This is a genomic window from Lysinibacillus sp. UBA5990, from assembly GCF_002429815.1.
GTDB lineage: Bacteria > Bacillota > Bacilli > Bacillales_A > Planococcaceae > Lysinibacillus > Lysinibacillus fusiformis.
In genome coordinates, this window is sequence record NZ_DJAY01000015.1 from 1,777,329 (window position 1) to 1,793,789 (window position 16,461).

Genomic DNA, 16,461 nt, shown 5'->3' on the forward strand with positions numbered 1-16,461 from the left:
TAGTCATTTCCCTTTCAACTCAATGCTTATTCAATAATAGAGACAGTGCCTCTTCTGATGAAATATCATCACTTTCAAATGCATCTAGAATATCGCTTAATTCATCTTTTGCGTTATAAAAATGATCACAGTATACAATTTGGTCTTGGAATGTAGGATTGCTATATAAATCAGAGATTTCAAATTTTAAACCCATGAATTTATTTTTAAATAAATGAACAAATCTTAGAGCACTTAAAGAACTTCCTCCTAAACTAAAGAAATTATCAATTTCTTTAATAGTTGAAATGCCTAAAACTGTTTTCCAAATTTCACGTATACTTGCTTCAATCTCAGATAGTGTAAACTCACTTTTCACTACTTCTTCTTCCATCGAAATACTTTCGTTTTGATTATTTTTTGAATGATTAAAGTGTTCTACTTCGCTCCAGAAACTCTCGCCAAATGGGATTTTAATGACTGGTTTAAGATAATGGACTTGCTCTAAATCAAAACGTGAAATTAGACTCCATTCATAGCCCTTATTGAAGAATAAGTTCAATGAATTTTGGAAATCTACAAAATCAATCGGAGGTATGGCCGTATCACTTCCAAAATCTTTTTTATCATCTAGTATTAACGTAAAGTTCATCGTTTTACCTTTAATTCCTTTTTGATTCAAATACCCAGCCATTGAGTCTAAATATTGATTCACAGCGCAGCATTCACTTGCAGATTTCGTCCCCATTAAAGAAGAGATTGAAGAAAATAGGATAAAGAAATCTAATGGTTCTGGATTTAATTCTTTTTCTACTAAATAGGTGCCGATTACTCTGTTATGAATGCCTTTTTTGAATTGACTAAGCTTTAACTCTTTTATCCATAGATGGTAAAGTTGTTTGACCAACATAAACGCACCATTGATTTCACCGAAATCCTGTCTAATTTTCGCAAATGTTTCTTTAACAGCGTGTTCCTCAGTCACATCACACTCCATGATTGTAACTGTAGAACCTCGACTTTCAATTTCCATAATTGATGTCAGCTTATAAATCAACATGTCATCTTCAGCTTGATTATTCTCAATAATTTTTTCCCATTCCATTCGGTCTGGTAATAAATTTCTAGCCAATAAAATGATATTGACGTTTTGCTTTTCACTTAAAAACTTTCCTAATTGAACACCTAAATATCCTGTACCACCGGCAATAACATAATTTCCATTCTCTCTTACTATAATTTCATTGCCATTAAAGTCATCGCTTTGTCTTTCAATAACTTTTGTATATCTTTTTGATTGTCTAAATGCCACTAATTCTGGTCTATGATCTTTATCTTGTTGTAACTCTTTTAATAATTGGGAAGCAATGTCTTGAGAGCTTCCGTCCAAATCATGATCGATAGAGTAGGATGAAATAGTCGGTTGTTCCTGCGAGATAACTTTCGCTAAGCCAAAGGTTGTTACCCTAGCAGGAATTATTTTTTCATTGTCCTTAACTTGCTCCGTTAATGATGATATGACATTTAATTGAATTGGATGTGTAACCTCAAACTCTAATAACATTTTTGTTATATTGAATAGTGAGAAAATACCTTCTTCTTGGGATTTTTCCATATTTCCTTTTGATTCCATTGTTTCATCTAAATGCTTAAATGTGTAAGAGTGGATAATCCCTTTTAAATTTCTTAATTCTTCCACACCTATGTGTTCAAACAACTTATACATATCTTTTTCAGAATTGATGTCAATACCATATTGTTCAGATGTATATTGCACAAATTTATCTGCTTCAAGTACTTCAATTATTTTTATACCTAAAGCAGTCATTCTATTCTTTAGTGCAACGATATTTTCATCATCTTTATTCATAAAGTATAGCCAAGTCGTTCCTTCTTTTAATGCTTCATGTGTAGTCTCATTATCATGTGGATAATGTAGCCATTTCTTTTCAAAGAACAGCTCTTTCGTCTGATTTTGGAATGTCTCTTTACTAGATGGCCATATTCTTTTTGTATTAAAAATACTGACTGGTAACGGTAGTAATTTCCCATTATTAAATAATTCGCGACACTCCTCCATAATATTGTTACCTTCTAGGTATCGCTTAATAAGTGCTTTATCTGCTGGAGATGTAGCGGTAAATTCATCTAAATTTTTAATACTATCAACTTTCGTTTCATGTTCATCAGCTAAAAATATACCTTGCGTATAAAAATTCTTCGGTACCTTTTCGAATGTTCTTACATTTAGTAATCTTTCGACTTTTCGAAGTAGTTCATGACAATTGCTTGCAAAAATACATACTCTAGACTGCTCATGGCTTCTTCTATTATTGAATGTATAGGCTAAATCTTGAATACTGTAATTTTCATTATCTTTAAGATGAATAGCTAAGGTTTTGATTTGATCCCAAAGCGCTCTACGAGTTTTACTTGAAATAAACAATGGTGTCAATTTTTCAGTTAATTGCTCCTGTTTATTGTGTCGATACTCCTCTAGTATGACATGAACATTCGTACCACTTATGCCAATAGAATTCACACCTGCGCTTAAAATTTTATGTTCATCAAACGTTTTATTTTCTGAGCTAACTTTGAACGGCGTTTCTTTGAAGTTTATTTTAGGATTTTCTGCTGCAAAATGATTAAGACCTGGAACTGTTCTTTTTTCTATGGATAGTACAGCTTTTATTAATCCTGCAATACCTGCTGCATCACCCATATGGCCAAAATTCGACTTAATTGAGCCTAATTGACATTCCGTTGTCTTAGTTGATTTTTGTAGATAGGCCTTTTTAAGCCCCTCCACTTCGAGTAAATCACCTACTTGAGTACCTGCTCCATGCGCCTCAACAAAATCAATATCATTAAATGATAACTTTGCATCGTCCAGAGCATCCATTATTGCTTTAGATTGAGCATCAGGATTTGGGACTTGCATTCCATTTGATGCACCATCACTACTTATACTCGAACCCTTTAACACAGCATGAATGTGATTGTTGTCCTTTATAGCATCAGATAATCTCTTTACAACAATAGCAGCAACCCCTTCACCTCCGATAATCCCATCTGCACTTTCATCGAATGGTGAACATCTATATTTTGTGCTCCTTACAACATAATCAGGTGCTTCCTCTTCCCAATACGGAAATAAATTCAAATTCACTCCCGCAACTACTGCTAAGTTACAATCCCCCTGCTTAAGCGCATTTTTAGCAACATGAACAGCAGCTAAAGAAGAGGAACAACTCGTATTAATAGTCATAACTGGACCTTTAAGATCAAATGCATATGATAAATGATAGCCCAGATTAGCAGGTATGTTTGAAATAAAAGCTCGTTCATCTTTTTCTTCAAATAAATTTAAATAATCAAATGCAGGATGAGGTGTATGTGCTATAAATACGCCAGTATTTGAATCCTTTAGATGATTTTCCTTGTAACCTGCCATGTATAAGGACTCTAATGCCACCTGTAAAAACAGACGCTCCGCTGGCCCCATAAATTGAGCTTCATGTTCATTCAATCCGAATTGTTCAGGATCAAACTGTTCAATGCTAGATAGCCATGAGCCATACGATCTTGGATCATTTGTTATATTATTTTTTAAATGGCTATACAATTCATGTAATTTAGGATTAGAATTAACAATCAATTCAAAACGCTCTTTCGAAAATTCAGTCACAAAATCCTTTTTATTTATAAGACCTGTCCATAAATCATCCAGATTTGAGACATTAGGAAACCTTAAAGACATACCAACGATTGCGAGTGGTTCACTTGTTTCTTTTTCTATTTCATCTAGTAAATTTAATGCTAAATTTGTATCTAATTTATTTTCTTCTACTAAACTTAATATTTTTTTAGACATTGTGCTGTACATCATTTTCTTCTCTCCTATCCAATTCTTTAATGTATTTTAGTTGAGCGAAAATTGCCACAGTTAATATAATTAAGCCTCCAGCTAGTAAGAGTAGCGTCCCATACACTCCTCGTTCTCCACTACCTAAATAAGGGATAATATTTACGTTTGAGGCAACTAATTTATCAGCAAGTATTCCTCCTATAATATAAGCGAGGGGTAATGAAATCCAAGCGAATGTTCTAGCAATTGAAAAAACTCTTCCTAATAATTTGGGTTCTGTATGGAGTTGAATTAAAGTGAGTGTACCTGTATTCACCACTGGCAGTAATAACCCTAAACCACCCCAAAAAACTGCAATTAGTAGCATATTATTGAATAACCCTGTTAGCGTTATAAATACACCAATACCAAAATTTGAAATCAGTACTAACCATATTATGTGCTTCTTTAGCTTGATGAATGACATTAGTACCCCGCCTAATACCATTCCTCCGCCATATATAGAGCTTAGTAAGCCAAATTGTTCAACAGTTCCAAAGCTCAATATATATGGCTGTCCAACTACTTGATTGAACCCTAGTGCAAAATTTAAAACCGTGAATAATAACACTAAAGTTAGAAGAGATTTATGCTCGATTAAATAATTGAAACCATATTTTAGATCACCTAAAATGGAGTTATTTTCATGGCTATCTTCATTGTCATTGTTCACTTTTACACTTAATTTTGTCCAAAGTATTAAAAGAATAGGAATGGCAATACAATAAGTAACTAGCTCTGCACCAATGATATAGACAATACTTCCAAACCCCATTATTACACCACCAATTACAGGCCCCAGAACATCACTAGTCGATGATGCCATAGAAAATACACCATTTGCTCTTGATAACATTTCTTTAGGCACTAGATTAGGTGCTAATGTTTGTAATGCTGGCGTTTGCATTGAGCTAACTATCGAAAGCGATATAGCACCTGCAATTACATGAACCATACTTATATTCCCTAATAAAAGGGAGGAGAAAATTATTGAAGAAATAATTAGTCCAATAATATCTCCTAATAATATTAATAATCGCGGACCTTTCCTATCTATCCATATTCCTATAAAAGGCGATAGCACAATTGCTGGAAGAAATCCTGCAACTAAAACGACCGCAAAACTAGATACTTGACCTGTACTTTGGTAGGCCCAGACACCAAGCCCAAACCTTGCAACAGAAGAGCCTAATAAAGATATAAAGTGAGTAGCTACAACCATTAAAAAGATTGTAAATCCTCTGTTTGTTGGTTTACTAAAATAAGTTATCATGTATTTTGGGGCTCCTTTGCATTTCCACTACATTCAACCAAAGCTTCTTCAAATTTTGATAAGAGGAGTTGAGCTTTTTCATTACTAATAACTTGTGTATCTACCTCTAAGCTTAGATTAAGTTTTCCATCCAAAATAAAGATGTTTATTTCCAAAATATTAGAAAGTTCATTATCAGGATGAATAGCAGGGGCCTGAGGAAGATTTGAGGAGTATTGTAGCACCCCGTTCCCTCCATTTTTACTATTTGCAGAAGTACTAATATCGTTATCAAAATCCCCTAAATAATTGACCAATATGGATGGTTGAATATGCATAATGTTGTTATTTTCTTTGATCCATCTTGCTATCATAAAGTCCAAACCACTGCCAATTTCGCTCAATGATTGTCCAACTGTGTAAAGCATTTCTTCTAGAGTATTAATTGTCACCTGTAGTGGATACATCGTAGTAAACCAACCTATTGTTCTACTAAGATCTAACGCTGATTGGCGACTATCTCGTCCATGCCCTTCAAAGTTAAATAACACATCTTGTTGACCGAATATTTGACTAAACGCTTGAGCAAATGTTACTGCAATAAGAACATCAGGTTTGTAAATTTCTGAATGTTTTCTAGCATTTAAAAATTGCTTTGTACTTTCCTCACTCAGAGTTTTGGTTACATGATATCGATCCTTAAATAAATAATCTTTTCTGACAGGCTGAATGCATAATGGATGTACATTTTCCACATCTATATTTTCCCAATAAGAATGATTCGTGTGTAATTCTTTTTTATACAATTCTCCTATCCAATCAGAAAACTGCGTCATTGGGAAGCTGATTTTATCTTCACCATTTACTATAGCTAAATAATTATTTTCTAATTCCTCTAATAAAACCCTCCATGAAACTCCATCAACAACAAGATGGTGAATAAAGAATGTCAAAATAGGCTTCTTAGATGTTAGGAACACTACTGCTCCTATTGGTAATACCTTTCCAAAATTAAAGTTATTTTGTAATTGGAATTGAATTTTCTCAATTTCCTCTTTTAGCCTACTTGGAGGTGTTAATTTTAGATCCTTCACAATTAGCTTAAATGTGTTGACTAAGCTTGGTTCAACAAAAGCCTTTGGTTTGCTCTCGTTCACATCGAACCATGTCATCAAGCTCTCATTAACCGAAATAATTGATTGGAAAGACTTTTCTAAAGCAGCTACATCCACTTTCTCAGGCAGTTCTACTGACATTAATAAGTTCCAATAGTGGGCATGTTTAAATGTTTGTTGGAAGAACCATCTTTGCATTGGAGCAAGTGGAATCTCCTTAGAACTTAATTCCTGCCATTCTTTTTGAATGTCCATTTCTTTAGTAGTGTTCATAGCTATTTTTCGAATACTTCTACAATTAAAGATATGGTCAATTTTCAAATTAATATTTTTTTCCTTAGCCTTTGAGATAAACTTTAATGCCTTGATGGAGTCCCCTCCAATTTTAAAGAAATCAGAATCAATGTTAAATTGACGGTCACTTAAAATCCCTTTTAGTATGGACAGCAATTCTCTTTCAATCTCTGTCAAACTACTAATATCATCCGTTTGAACTATTCTATCGTCGTATAATTCAGGACTTGGCAGTGAAAGTCTATCTACTTTTCCACTATTAGACATTGGAATTTGTTCTATTTTTTGATAATACGTTGGAATTAATGATTCTGGTAAATATCGTAAAAGATGTTTTTCAATATCCCTTTGATTAATTTCTTGTTGACTGACTAAGTAAGCACAAAGCTGTTCACCATCTTCATTTTTATATAGTTTAACTACGGCATCCTTAATACTTGGAATTTCTCGCAAATATCTTTCGATTTCTTCCAGTTCCACTCTGTGGCCGCGAATTTTAACCATATTATCCTTACGTCCATAACAAACAATTTTACCGTTAGGCAATACTTGCCCTAAATCCCCTGTCTTATATAAATATCCTGATTGTAAATGATTAATATGGTTAGCTATAAACTTATTTCTAGTTAAATTAGGCTCTCCCAAATAGCCTAGGGCAACACTCTCACCACTTAATACGATTTCTCCAACCCCGTATGAAGGGACTAGCTGATTCTGATTATTCAAAATGTAAACAGACGTGTTATGAATCGGTAATCCGATTGGCGCATGAATATAATCTGAGTGTAAATCTTCCTCTGTTACTTCATGATAAATCGTTCCAACAGTAGCTTCAGTTGGCCCATATTCATTAATGATACGAGCATGAGGGAATTGATCTCTCAACGTTTTACATAAAGTTATATCTAAAGCTTCTCCCCCTAGGATGAAGCATTCTACATTTGGTGCAAATCTCTCATCCTCAATTAAATACTGGATCTGTTTAGGTGTACCCTTTATCGTTATGGTTTCTTTTATCTTGGCTACTCTTTCAAAAGCCTGATCGATTTCCCCTTCACAGCAAATAATTTTTCCGCCCGTTATCAATGGAATAAACATTGAAGTAATCGTTAAATCGACAGATATGGAAGTGAAAAATGGCATATCTAACGATTTTCCAGTAGGTGAATAGTATGCAGTAGCCCAGTTTAAATAATTATTAAGATTTTTACCTGAAACAACTACACCTTTTGGTTTTCCAGTACTTCCGGATGTAAAGAGAATATATGCAGGGGAAGTTTTAGCAAAAGAATTTAACTCAATTTCTACATGCTCATCTAGATGAATACCTTCACTTAGCATATTTTTAGTGCTGCTTTGCTTATATTTTTCGCCCTTATCTTTAACAATGATCACAACATCAAATCTATATTGATTGAGCTCATTGCTTACAGTGTATGTCTTCTCAGAACATTCAATTTGTATATCAGCTCCTACATCACTGAGAAGCTCTTTTAAAATTTCTTCATTAATAAATAAATCTGTATCCCAATCTAATTTAGTATTCTTATCCATATTTTCTTCTTTAAATGCTTGTAAAGAAGAGACAAATTCATCTTTTTTATCAATATTTAATAAATCCCCCAAGAAAATTATTCCGCCCTCTTTTAAAGAGTCAATAGCTTTTTGAAGGACTACCTTTAAATAGCCATAGCTTGGGAAACAATGAATAACACTATTAATGACAACTGCATCTAATGCTGTTTCAAACTTCTTAAAGGCATGAGCCTTCGAAATGTCAAATTTAATATTGCTAAAGTTAGATTTCTGAGCAATCTGTTTATTCCTCTCGATAATGGAGGAAGATAAATCCATAGCTGTATACGTTTTTGTATATGGAGCAAGTGCAAATGTTGTCAAACCTGAGCCACATCCAAGCTCTAATACATTTGAATCTTCAGGTAAATACTTTCTTATTTTGTTTACTGCGTTTTCCGCATACTCCTGCATTTCTAAGGCACTGAAAGCTTCACCTGTATAACTACTATTCCAACCACTAGCCTCTATTTCTGTTTTCTGTCCTTCTGCAAAATAGTTCCACAAAGATTCGTTCATTAATTCACTTGAATCAACAACAGCACACTGATCTAAATCTGTTTCTCCTAACACCATAACCGTTTGAATATTCTTATTTTCAAATAACAGCCTATTACACAAGGAATAGAATTTCTTTTCCGAAATAATAAAGTTAGCTTGACTTTGTTTGATAATAGATTCAATTCTAGCTCTTGGGTTTTTAGGTGATACAGGTATAAATGTGACATTACTCATTAAACAAGATAAAATACCTAAAATTGCCGTTCTATTATTGTCAGAAATAATGACAGCATTTTTAATTTCGCTGTTGCTGTTCAACATTTTTTCTGCTATTGATTTACTTCTATCTACTAACTCTCGATATGTTAACGAACCTGCATTATCTTCCAATGCTGTTTTTTGTGGATTATTTTCTGCCATCATTAAAATAGTAGTTAAAAAGTTTTTGCCATCTTCGAAAAATTGACCATTTATAGCACTTTTACTTTTTTCTACATCAATATTAGTTAATTCATGCTCATGTAAAATCATATCTAGTATTTTTAAATACGTTTCAATTAATGAATCAATAAATCTTGATGAATATACACCGTCATAATACTCAAGATTACAGAATAACTCTCCATTTGGTAATTCAACAAATTCGAATTCAAGATCCCATTTACTAGTTTTGTGTTCAGAAAGAATAGGTGTTAACTCTGCATCATCAAAAGCTGACGTCGTATTTTTAAATTTAAAATTTTGAAGTGCCACGTTTATATTAAATAAAGGTGAACGACTAGTATCCCGAGGTAAATCTAATTTCTCCACTAATAAATCGAAAGGATATTCTTGATGTTTAAAGCTATCCAATAACATAGTCTTAACATTTCTTAATAAAGTAAGGAAATTATCATGTTCTTCGTAATTAATCCTTAATGGGATAGTATTCGTGAATAAACCTATGATTTTTTCCAATTCTTCATTTACTCTTCCAGATACCGGTGTACCGATCACCATATCTGTATCACCAGTCATCTGATTAATAAGTTTAAATACACTCGACACTAAAACCATGTATAATGTACTTTCTTGTGTATTTGCAAAAGCTCTTAATTTATCTGCTAAGCTAGCACTAATATCAAATCTTTTAAGCCTTCCAGTATATCGGAAAGTGCTTGGCCTTAATTTATCGCCTGTTATTTCTGTAATAGGTAGACTTCCTCTTAATGTATCAAGCCAGTAATCCTCATGTTGTTTAAACCTACCACCTTCTATATTTTCACGTTGCCATGCAGCAAAATCTACATACGTATTTTCTATTTCCGGCAAGGTTTCATTATTACTACTATTGTACAAAGTGAAAAGTTCATCCGATAATAGTGATAATGACCAGCCATCTACAATAATATGGTGCATCATTAAAGCAAACAGACTTTTATTTTCTTCTGTTTTATACACAAATACTCTTAAAAGTGGTCCCACTTCTAAATCATACGGAGTTTCTTTCCAACGATTTATTTGATCCATTGCTTTTGCTTCTGCGTTATCTTCTATACTAAAATCTTTGTATTCAAATAAATAGTTTGGTTTTTGCAGTATTTTCTGTTTATTTCCATCCTCATGCTTTACAAATACCGTTCTTAAAGATTCATGTCTTTGTGAAAGTACATCGAATGTTTGACGTAACCTCTCAATGTCAACTAACCCGTTAACTTTAAAAATAAATGGAGTATTGTAAACCATTTTTTGGTCTGTTAATTGTTCTATGATGCTCAATCTGTTTTGACCGTATGATAGTGGAAATTCATAGTTTTCTACACTAATTTGAGGTATGACTTCTGTCGATTCTAAATGATCATTGTTTACTTGTTTACTTAGTTGTTCGAATGTAAGAAATACATCATCTAAGACAAAGTCTCTATTAAATTGTTTTTTCAAACGGGTAATAAATTGTAGCCCTGAAAGAGAGTTTCCACCTACTGAAATAAAACTATCCGTTTGCTTAATATTCTCAGTTTCTAAGATTATTTCCGCTAAACTAATGATTTCTTCAAGAGCTGTTTTTCCTTTTACCTCTATAGCTTTTACGCTAGCATCACTCTGTAACCAATAAGATTTTTCATCAAAGTAGTATGTAGGTAAAGAAATTTTATAATTATTCTCATCCTGAAATTGTTTATGCCAACTACATTTTTCACCTGTAATAAAATTTTCTGCTAATTTTTTGATAGTGTTATCGTCATCGGTTGTCCTATCAATAATTTTTTCCCAATTAGTCATATCAAGATTGACTAAATTTTTACAGGCACCTATTAAATCGTCCATTGTCTCAGCAATAATAGCTAATCTTATTTCATGATGCTCCCTACCTGTACACATCGTATATGCTAAATTACTTAGATTAATCATATCCCCAGATAAATTAGAGAAATGTTCAATAGTACCTCGCAAAGATAATTCAGATTTTGCTGAAAAAGGAATGACATATGCTTTTCTTTTATGATCTTTCTTATGAATTTCAGCCTTCGTTGGAGCTCCCTCTAATAGTAAATGAACATTTGTACCATTAAAGCCAAAGCAACTTACACCAGCTATAATAGGATCATTTTCTTTTTTATTCTCTTTAATGTTAAATGGTACTGTCGGAATAAAAACTGGAGAATTTACAAAATCAATATGTGTATTTGGTTCAACTAAATTTATTGTAGGTGGAACTATTCCTTTTTTTATTACATGTAGCGCTTTGATTACACCCGATAAACCTGCAGCTCCATCAAGTAAATGGCCAATATTTCCCTTCACAGAACCAATTGGTAAAAATTGCTTATCGTTATTGCTTCGTTCAACTGCTTCTTGAATGCCTTTTATTTCAATAGGATCACCTAAATGGGTACCTGTGCCATGCGCTTCAATGTAGTCAATTTGCTCAGGCTTAATGCCCGCTAAATCCCATGTTTCAGCTAATAAATCTGCATGTGCTTTAGGATTTGGCGCCGTAATACCCGCTGAAGTCCCATCATTATTTACCTTGGAGGCAATTATAACAGCGTGGATATTATCATTATCTTCTATTGCTTGATCTAAAGGTTTTAATAACAGCGCTACTGCCCCTTCTCCTCTTCCTATCCCACTAGCTGAGTCGTCAAAAGGTTTACACTTTTGTTGCTCAGACATAATACCCGCAGCATTCATAAACAGTTTTTCACTATTTATTGGATAAGGAAAAATATTAACACCGCCGACTAAAGCCGTTTCACAATCATTATTCATTAAACCCACACAGGCCTCATGAATTGCCAACATGGAGGAGGCACAGGTAGCATTCACAACATAAGACGGTCCTTTTAAATTAAAAATATAAGAAATTCTTGAAGCCGTAAACGCAGGAATATTCCCTGGAACACTTAATGGTGTGAATTCAGCCAATCCTTCAGAGTAATTGGTCATAGCTGCTGAAATGTAGACACCGGTATTTGAGTTTTTTATTCGACTCCCTGCATAACCAGCATCTTCAAAACATTGATATGCGATTTGAAGAAATCTACGCTGTTGTGGATCCATTACTTTTGCTTCAGCAGCTGAAATATTAAAAAATCCAGCATCAAATTTATCAACTTCATCTAGCCACGCTGCATCCCAAAACGGCTTCTCTTTTGAAATTTTAAGCTTTTCCATATTATTAACAAGGAACCCCTCACACAACGATCTCCTACTATCACTTAATTCTGTTATTTTGTCCTGTTCATTGCTTAAAACATTCCAAAATTCATCAAAATTTTTAGCACCAGGTAATTCCGCAGAAATGCCGATAATGGCAATCTTTTTATCAACTTTCGGTTTAGACTCATTTTTAATTTCATTCACCGATTCAATGATTTGCTTCGCTGCATCTTTTGTTAGTTCTTTATTTTTAAGAAGATTTAAAACTTGAGGTATTAATTTACTCATAATATTTATCCTCCTCTAATATTAGATTATTCAAAAAAATTTTTTCTAAGGCCGAAAACTCTTTTATCTTTAGTTGTTGCTCTGATGGAAATTCATTCATTTTACTACATACAGAAATTTTATAACCATTAATGAAGTTATATTGCTTGAAATAATAAGGATAAGGACTAATATCTTGTACAATTGAAATTCCATTATGACTAGTCTCTATGGAGAAAGAATCTAAAGGAATACTTAAACCTAGTCCAATATTTTTCACAAAAGCTTCCTTCAAAGTCCATAAATCATAAAAATGTTCTTTTTTCATTTCAGTTGGGGTTTGATTGTACGAAGCGTTTTCTATACTTGAAAAATAATTTTTAATTATTTCATCTTCGTAATTAGCTTTCATTTCTTCAATATCGATTCCTACATCACAATTGCCAATGACACCTATAACCCATTCACCTGAATGAGAAATGTTAAATTCATAATCCCCATTGATACAGTATGGCTTCCCATATGTATTCGTTTGTATATTTATGTCGGAAGGATGACATTTTAAATGCTTCATCAATAAATATTTCATCAGCAATTCAGATAGTAAGGACCTATATGCATCTATTTTATTTAAGTAAGATTCTATTCTTCTTGCTTTTTTTGTACATACAAAATTCATTAGTTCAGAATAATTTGAAATATGTACAGGTACTTTAATTAAACAAATTTCTATCACCTATCACGCCCCCAAAATTTTCTTTACAACCTCAGAATATAAATTCCTTAAAATTACATTAAAGTAAATTAAATTGAAAAAATAAACCTATTTTCCATTTATAATATTAAACACCATGGAATAAATAGTCAATAAATAACCTACCATATTTTATAAAAAATACCAATTCAGTTATATTTAACATTCATTACTCTTAGTCTACGAGTATTTCCATAGAGTCTTGTTAAAACTCTAAAAAATCACAAAAAAAAGGATTCTACTCATATAGAATTCCTTTTAAAACAAAATTGTACTATGTTGAAAGTTATAAGCATGTATGTTTATTGAACAAATAGTCGAATGTTCGATTACTAAAATAAATTACCAATCCAACTCCAGCAGAGGAATATCCTTCATGATGAAAAACAACATCATAAATTAAACGTTTAAATCTCCCTTCTTAAAACCATTTGTACTAGATACAGCAAACATTCTTTCATTTAAAGCCACAAGGAAATTTGGGCTAATGCAAAAATTTCCAAGGAAGCTTCAATTTATTATTCACAGATAACATTCGAAGGACCACAATCAAAATAACAATTGCTGACAATTTAAGCGGGCTGCTCCATCCTACCCGGATGCAAAACCTACAAAAAAATGTCAAAACAGCATGGATTTCTTCTCTTAGTGCGTGCGGCGTTCTACCTGCTAACAAATCTCGGATCACGCCACCACAACACAGGTAAACATGGAAGCTAGAATAATAATACCTAGATCATGATGAGGCTTTGCGCTAACAATCCTCCTTGTATTCCAAAGGAAACAAGGTCAATAGAATCAAAGAAATATCCCAAGCGGTTCCAATGATGTATCCAACTCCTTTTAACAAATAAAATAGTCGTCAGTGTAACTAAAACGACAAGTAAGGTTTGCCGCTCCCATATATTGGACACAAGTATATCAAGTACAATGTTATGAATAATGGACCCACCATAAGATGTAGTAAGACCAAGCACAAATATACCTATAAAAGAATACTTGGCCTGTAAGGCAACAAAAGCGCCGCTAATAGCGTAGGCAATAATGTGTAATACTGTCCATGTCACTTAATCCAACTCCTTTTTATAAACGAAAAAAGGCCCGCCATAAAATAGTTGCATGTTATTACGCAAACTATTTTATGGCGGGCTAATATCTTAGCAGTTTTACCTATTAAATTGTCCATCTCACCAAATCTTCATTCGAAATTTCATAGACATTCTGCAATGTACAGAAAACACAACGACCATAAAATTTCCAGGTAAAATTGTAATCCATTTATTCGAGAAATACAAACGATAATTAGAGTTACAGTGTTTCATAGATGACCTGCCCCATTTGAGAAACATCATAATCTCCTAATGCAGTCACTTCAGATTGGAAATCTGCTGAAGTCAAAATTTCCTTCACCGTATCAATTAATTGTTGATTATCAGGTGTTTTTAACAGCACAATATCATAGCGCTCTCTAATAACAGGAATAAAATCAACGTTTACTAGTTTAGCAATTTTCTCAACCCCTATGCCAACATCTGCGCGCCCATTTGCTACAGCCGATGCGACATCGAGATGGCTCATTTCTTCTTTGTCATATCCATCAATCATAGAAGGAGCTATGTAATGAATACGCAATTGTTCATCTAATAAAGTACGTACACCCGATCCTTTCTCACGATTGATGAGCGTACAGGATTTTGTCTTAAAGTCTTTAAAGGATTCTAGTTGGAGAGGGTTTCCTTGCTGAACATAGAAACCTGCTCTACGGGACACCACATTAATGAGCAAAAAAGCATGGCTCACAAAAATCTTTTTTACATAGGGTGTATTGTAGTCTCCTGTGTCCCCATCAAACATATGTAAACTGGCTATATCGCATTCTCCATTATACATCGCCATGAGACCATTAAAACTACCTTCATGAGATCTCAATACTTTACTAGACTGTCTTTTCTCCATGTATTTTGCTAATACATCTAACACTACATCTTGTCCACTAATAATAATTCTTGGAAGTTTTTTTGTTTGGCTGGCTACTACTGGCGTCGATGCGGCATTACCGGTCTTACGTTTTTGTATATAGTCCTGTAAATCAGCACGGTCCACCCTCATCTGGCGTCCTACTCGAAAAACGGGCAAATCTCCTTTTTTCACTAAATCATAGACCGTTAATTTCGAAACCTTTAATAATTGTGCAACCTCTTCAATTGTATAGGATTGTTCTTGTGACATATCATTCTCCTCCTATAAGCCTCTTCTTACATGGTAACTTATTTATTTACGTGTGAACATCTTGAAATTTTCTACCAATTACAGGTTTCTTTTTCACTTATAACTTATTATAATTAGTTATGTCTTGTTATAACGAGTTATAAAAGGAGAAAAATAAAGTGAAAAAATTTTATAGTTTCTTTGCATCCATACTCATTCTAGTTGGTCTATTAGCTGCTTGTGGAGACGAAGAAAAAGATCCGCAAGTAAAAGAGTCGATTGAATTAACCATATCTGCGGCTGCTAGTTTACAAGATGCCTTAGAAGAATTAAAAATAACTTATGAAAAAGAACACGATACAATTAAAATTCTCTATAACTTTGGAGGTTCAGGCGCTTTACAGCAACAAATTTTACAAGGTGCTCCTGCAGATCTTTTCTTTTCTGCAGCCGAAGATAAATTTGATGCGCTTGTAGAAAAAGAGATGATTGACCCTAAACAGGGGATGGATCTTTTAGCAAATGAATTAGTATTAATCGTCCCTAAGAAAAATGACAAACAAATCCAATCCTTTGAAGATTTAAAACAAGCTGGAAAAATTGCATTGGGTACACCTGAAACAGTGCCTGCTGGGCAATATGGGGTGGAAACGTTAAAAAATATGCAACTTTGGGAGTCACTTGAATCCAAGGTAGTGTATACGAAAGACGTACGCCAAGTCCTTACTTATAGCGAAACAGAAAATGTAGATGCAGGAATTGTTTATAAAACAGATGCGCTTGTATCAGATAAAGTCGAAGTCGTTGCAACTGCAGATGATCAAACACACACACCGATTATCTATCCTGTTGGTGTCATTAAAAATAGTAAACATGTACAAGAGGCTGAAGATTTTTATCATTTCTTACAAAGTGATGAGGCAATGGAAGTCTTTAAAAAGTATGGGTTTAAAGGAGCGCAATAAAG

General features: G+C 33.4%; 7 protein-coding genes. 1 reads left to right on the forward strand and 6 read right to left on the reverse strand.

Annotation, left to right across the window (positions count from 1 at the left end):
- Positions 1-19: 19 nt before the first annotated feature.
- The 6 genes from B3D94_RS21540 to B3D94_RS21565 all read right to left on the reverse strand — a co-directional run bounded on the left by B3D94_RS21540 (position 20) and on the right by B3D94_RS21565 (position 15,515).
- Entirely contained in the window at positions 20-3,868 is a 3,849-nt protein-coding gene (locus B3D94_RS21540) for a beta-ketoacyl synthase N-terminal-like domain-containing protein (protein ID WP_291760393.1), read from the reverse strand.
- Positions 3,846-5,159, reverse strand: coding sequence for an MFS transporter (locus B3D94_RS21545; RefSeq protein ID WP_069481746.1), 1,314 nt, complete (start codon positions 5,157-5,159; stop codon positions 3,846-3,848). The genes B3D94_RS21540 and B3D94_RS21545 overlap by 23 nt, the downstream gene beginning before the upstream one ends.
- Positions 5,156-12,553, reverse strand: coding sequence for a condensation domain-containing protein (locus tag B3D94_RS21550; protein WP_291760397.1), 7,398 nt, complete (start codon positions 12,551-12,553; stop codon positions 5,156-5,158). Before B3D94_RS21550 ends, B3D94_RS21545 begins: the two co-directional genes overlap by 4 nt.
- Positions 12,546-13,268: a 4'-phosphopantetheinyl transferase family protein gene (locus B3D94_RS21555; RefSeq protein ID WP_069481748.1), complete on the reverse strand. Its 723-nt coding sequence runs from the start codon at positions 13,266-13,268 to the stop codon at positions 12,546-12,548. The genes B3D94_RS21550 and B3D94_RS21555 overlap by 8 nt, the downstream gene beginning before the upstream one ends.
- Positions 13,269-14,017: 749 nt before the next feature.
- Positions 14,018-14,353 carry a TRIC cation channel family protein gene (locus tag B3D94_RS21560; RefSeq protein ID WP_291760402.1) on the reverse strand — a complete coding sequence of 112 codons (336 nt, stop codon included), beginning with the start codon at positions 14,351-14,353 and terminating at the stop codon, positions 14,018-14,020.
- A 241-nt stretch (positions 14,354-14,594) separates the two neighbouring features.
- Positions 14,595-15,515, reverse strand: coding sequence for a helix-turn-helix transcriptional regulator (locus tag B3D94_RS21565; protein ID WP_291760405.1), 921 nt, complete (start codon positions 15,513-15,515; stop codon positions 14,595-14,597).
- A 158-nt stretch (positions 15,516-15,673) separates the two neighbouring features.
- Between B3D94_RS21565 and modA the strand changes: the two genes are divergently transcribed.
- Positions 15,674-16,459, forward strand: coding sequence for a molybdate ABC transporter substrate-binding protein (gene modA / locus B3D94_RS21570; RefSeq protein ID WP_291760407.1), 786 nt, complete (start codon positions 15,674-15,676; stop codon positions 16,457-16,459).
- Positions 16,460-16,461 lie beyond the last annotated feature (2 nt).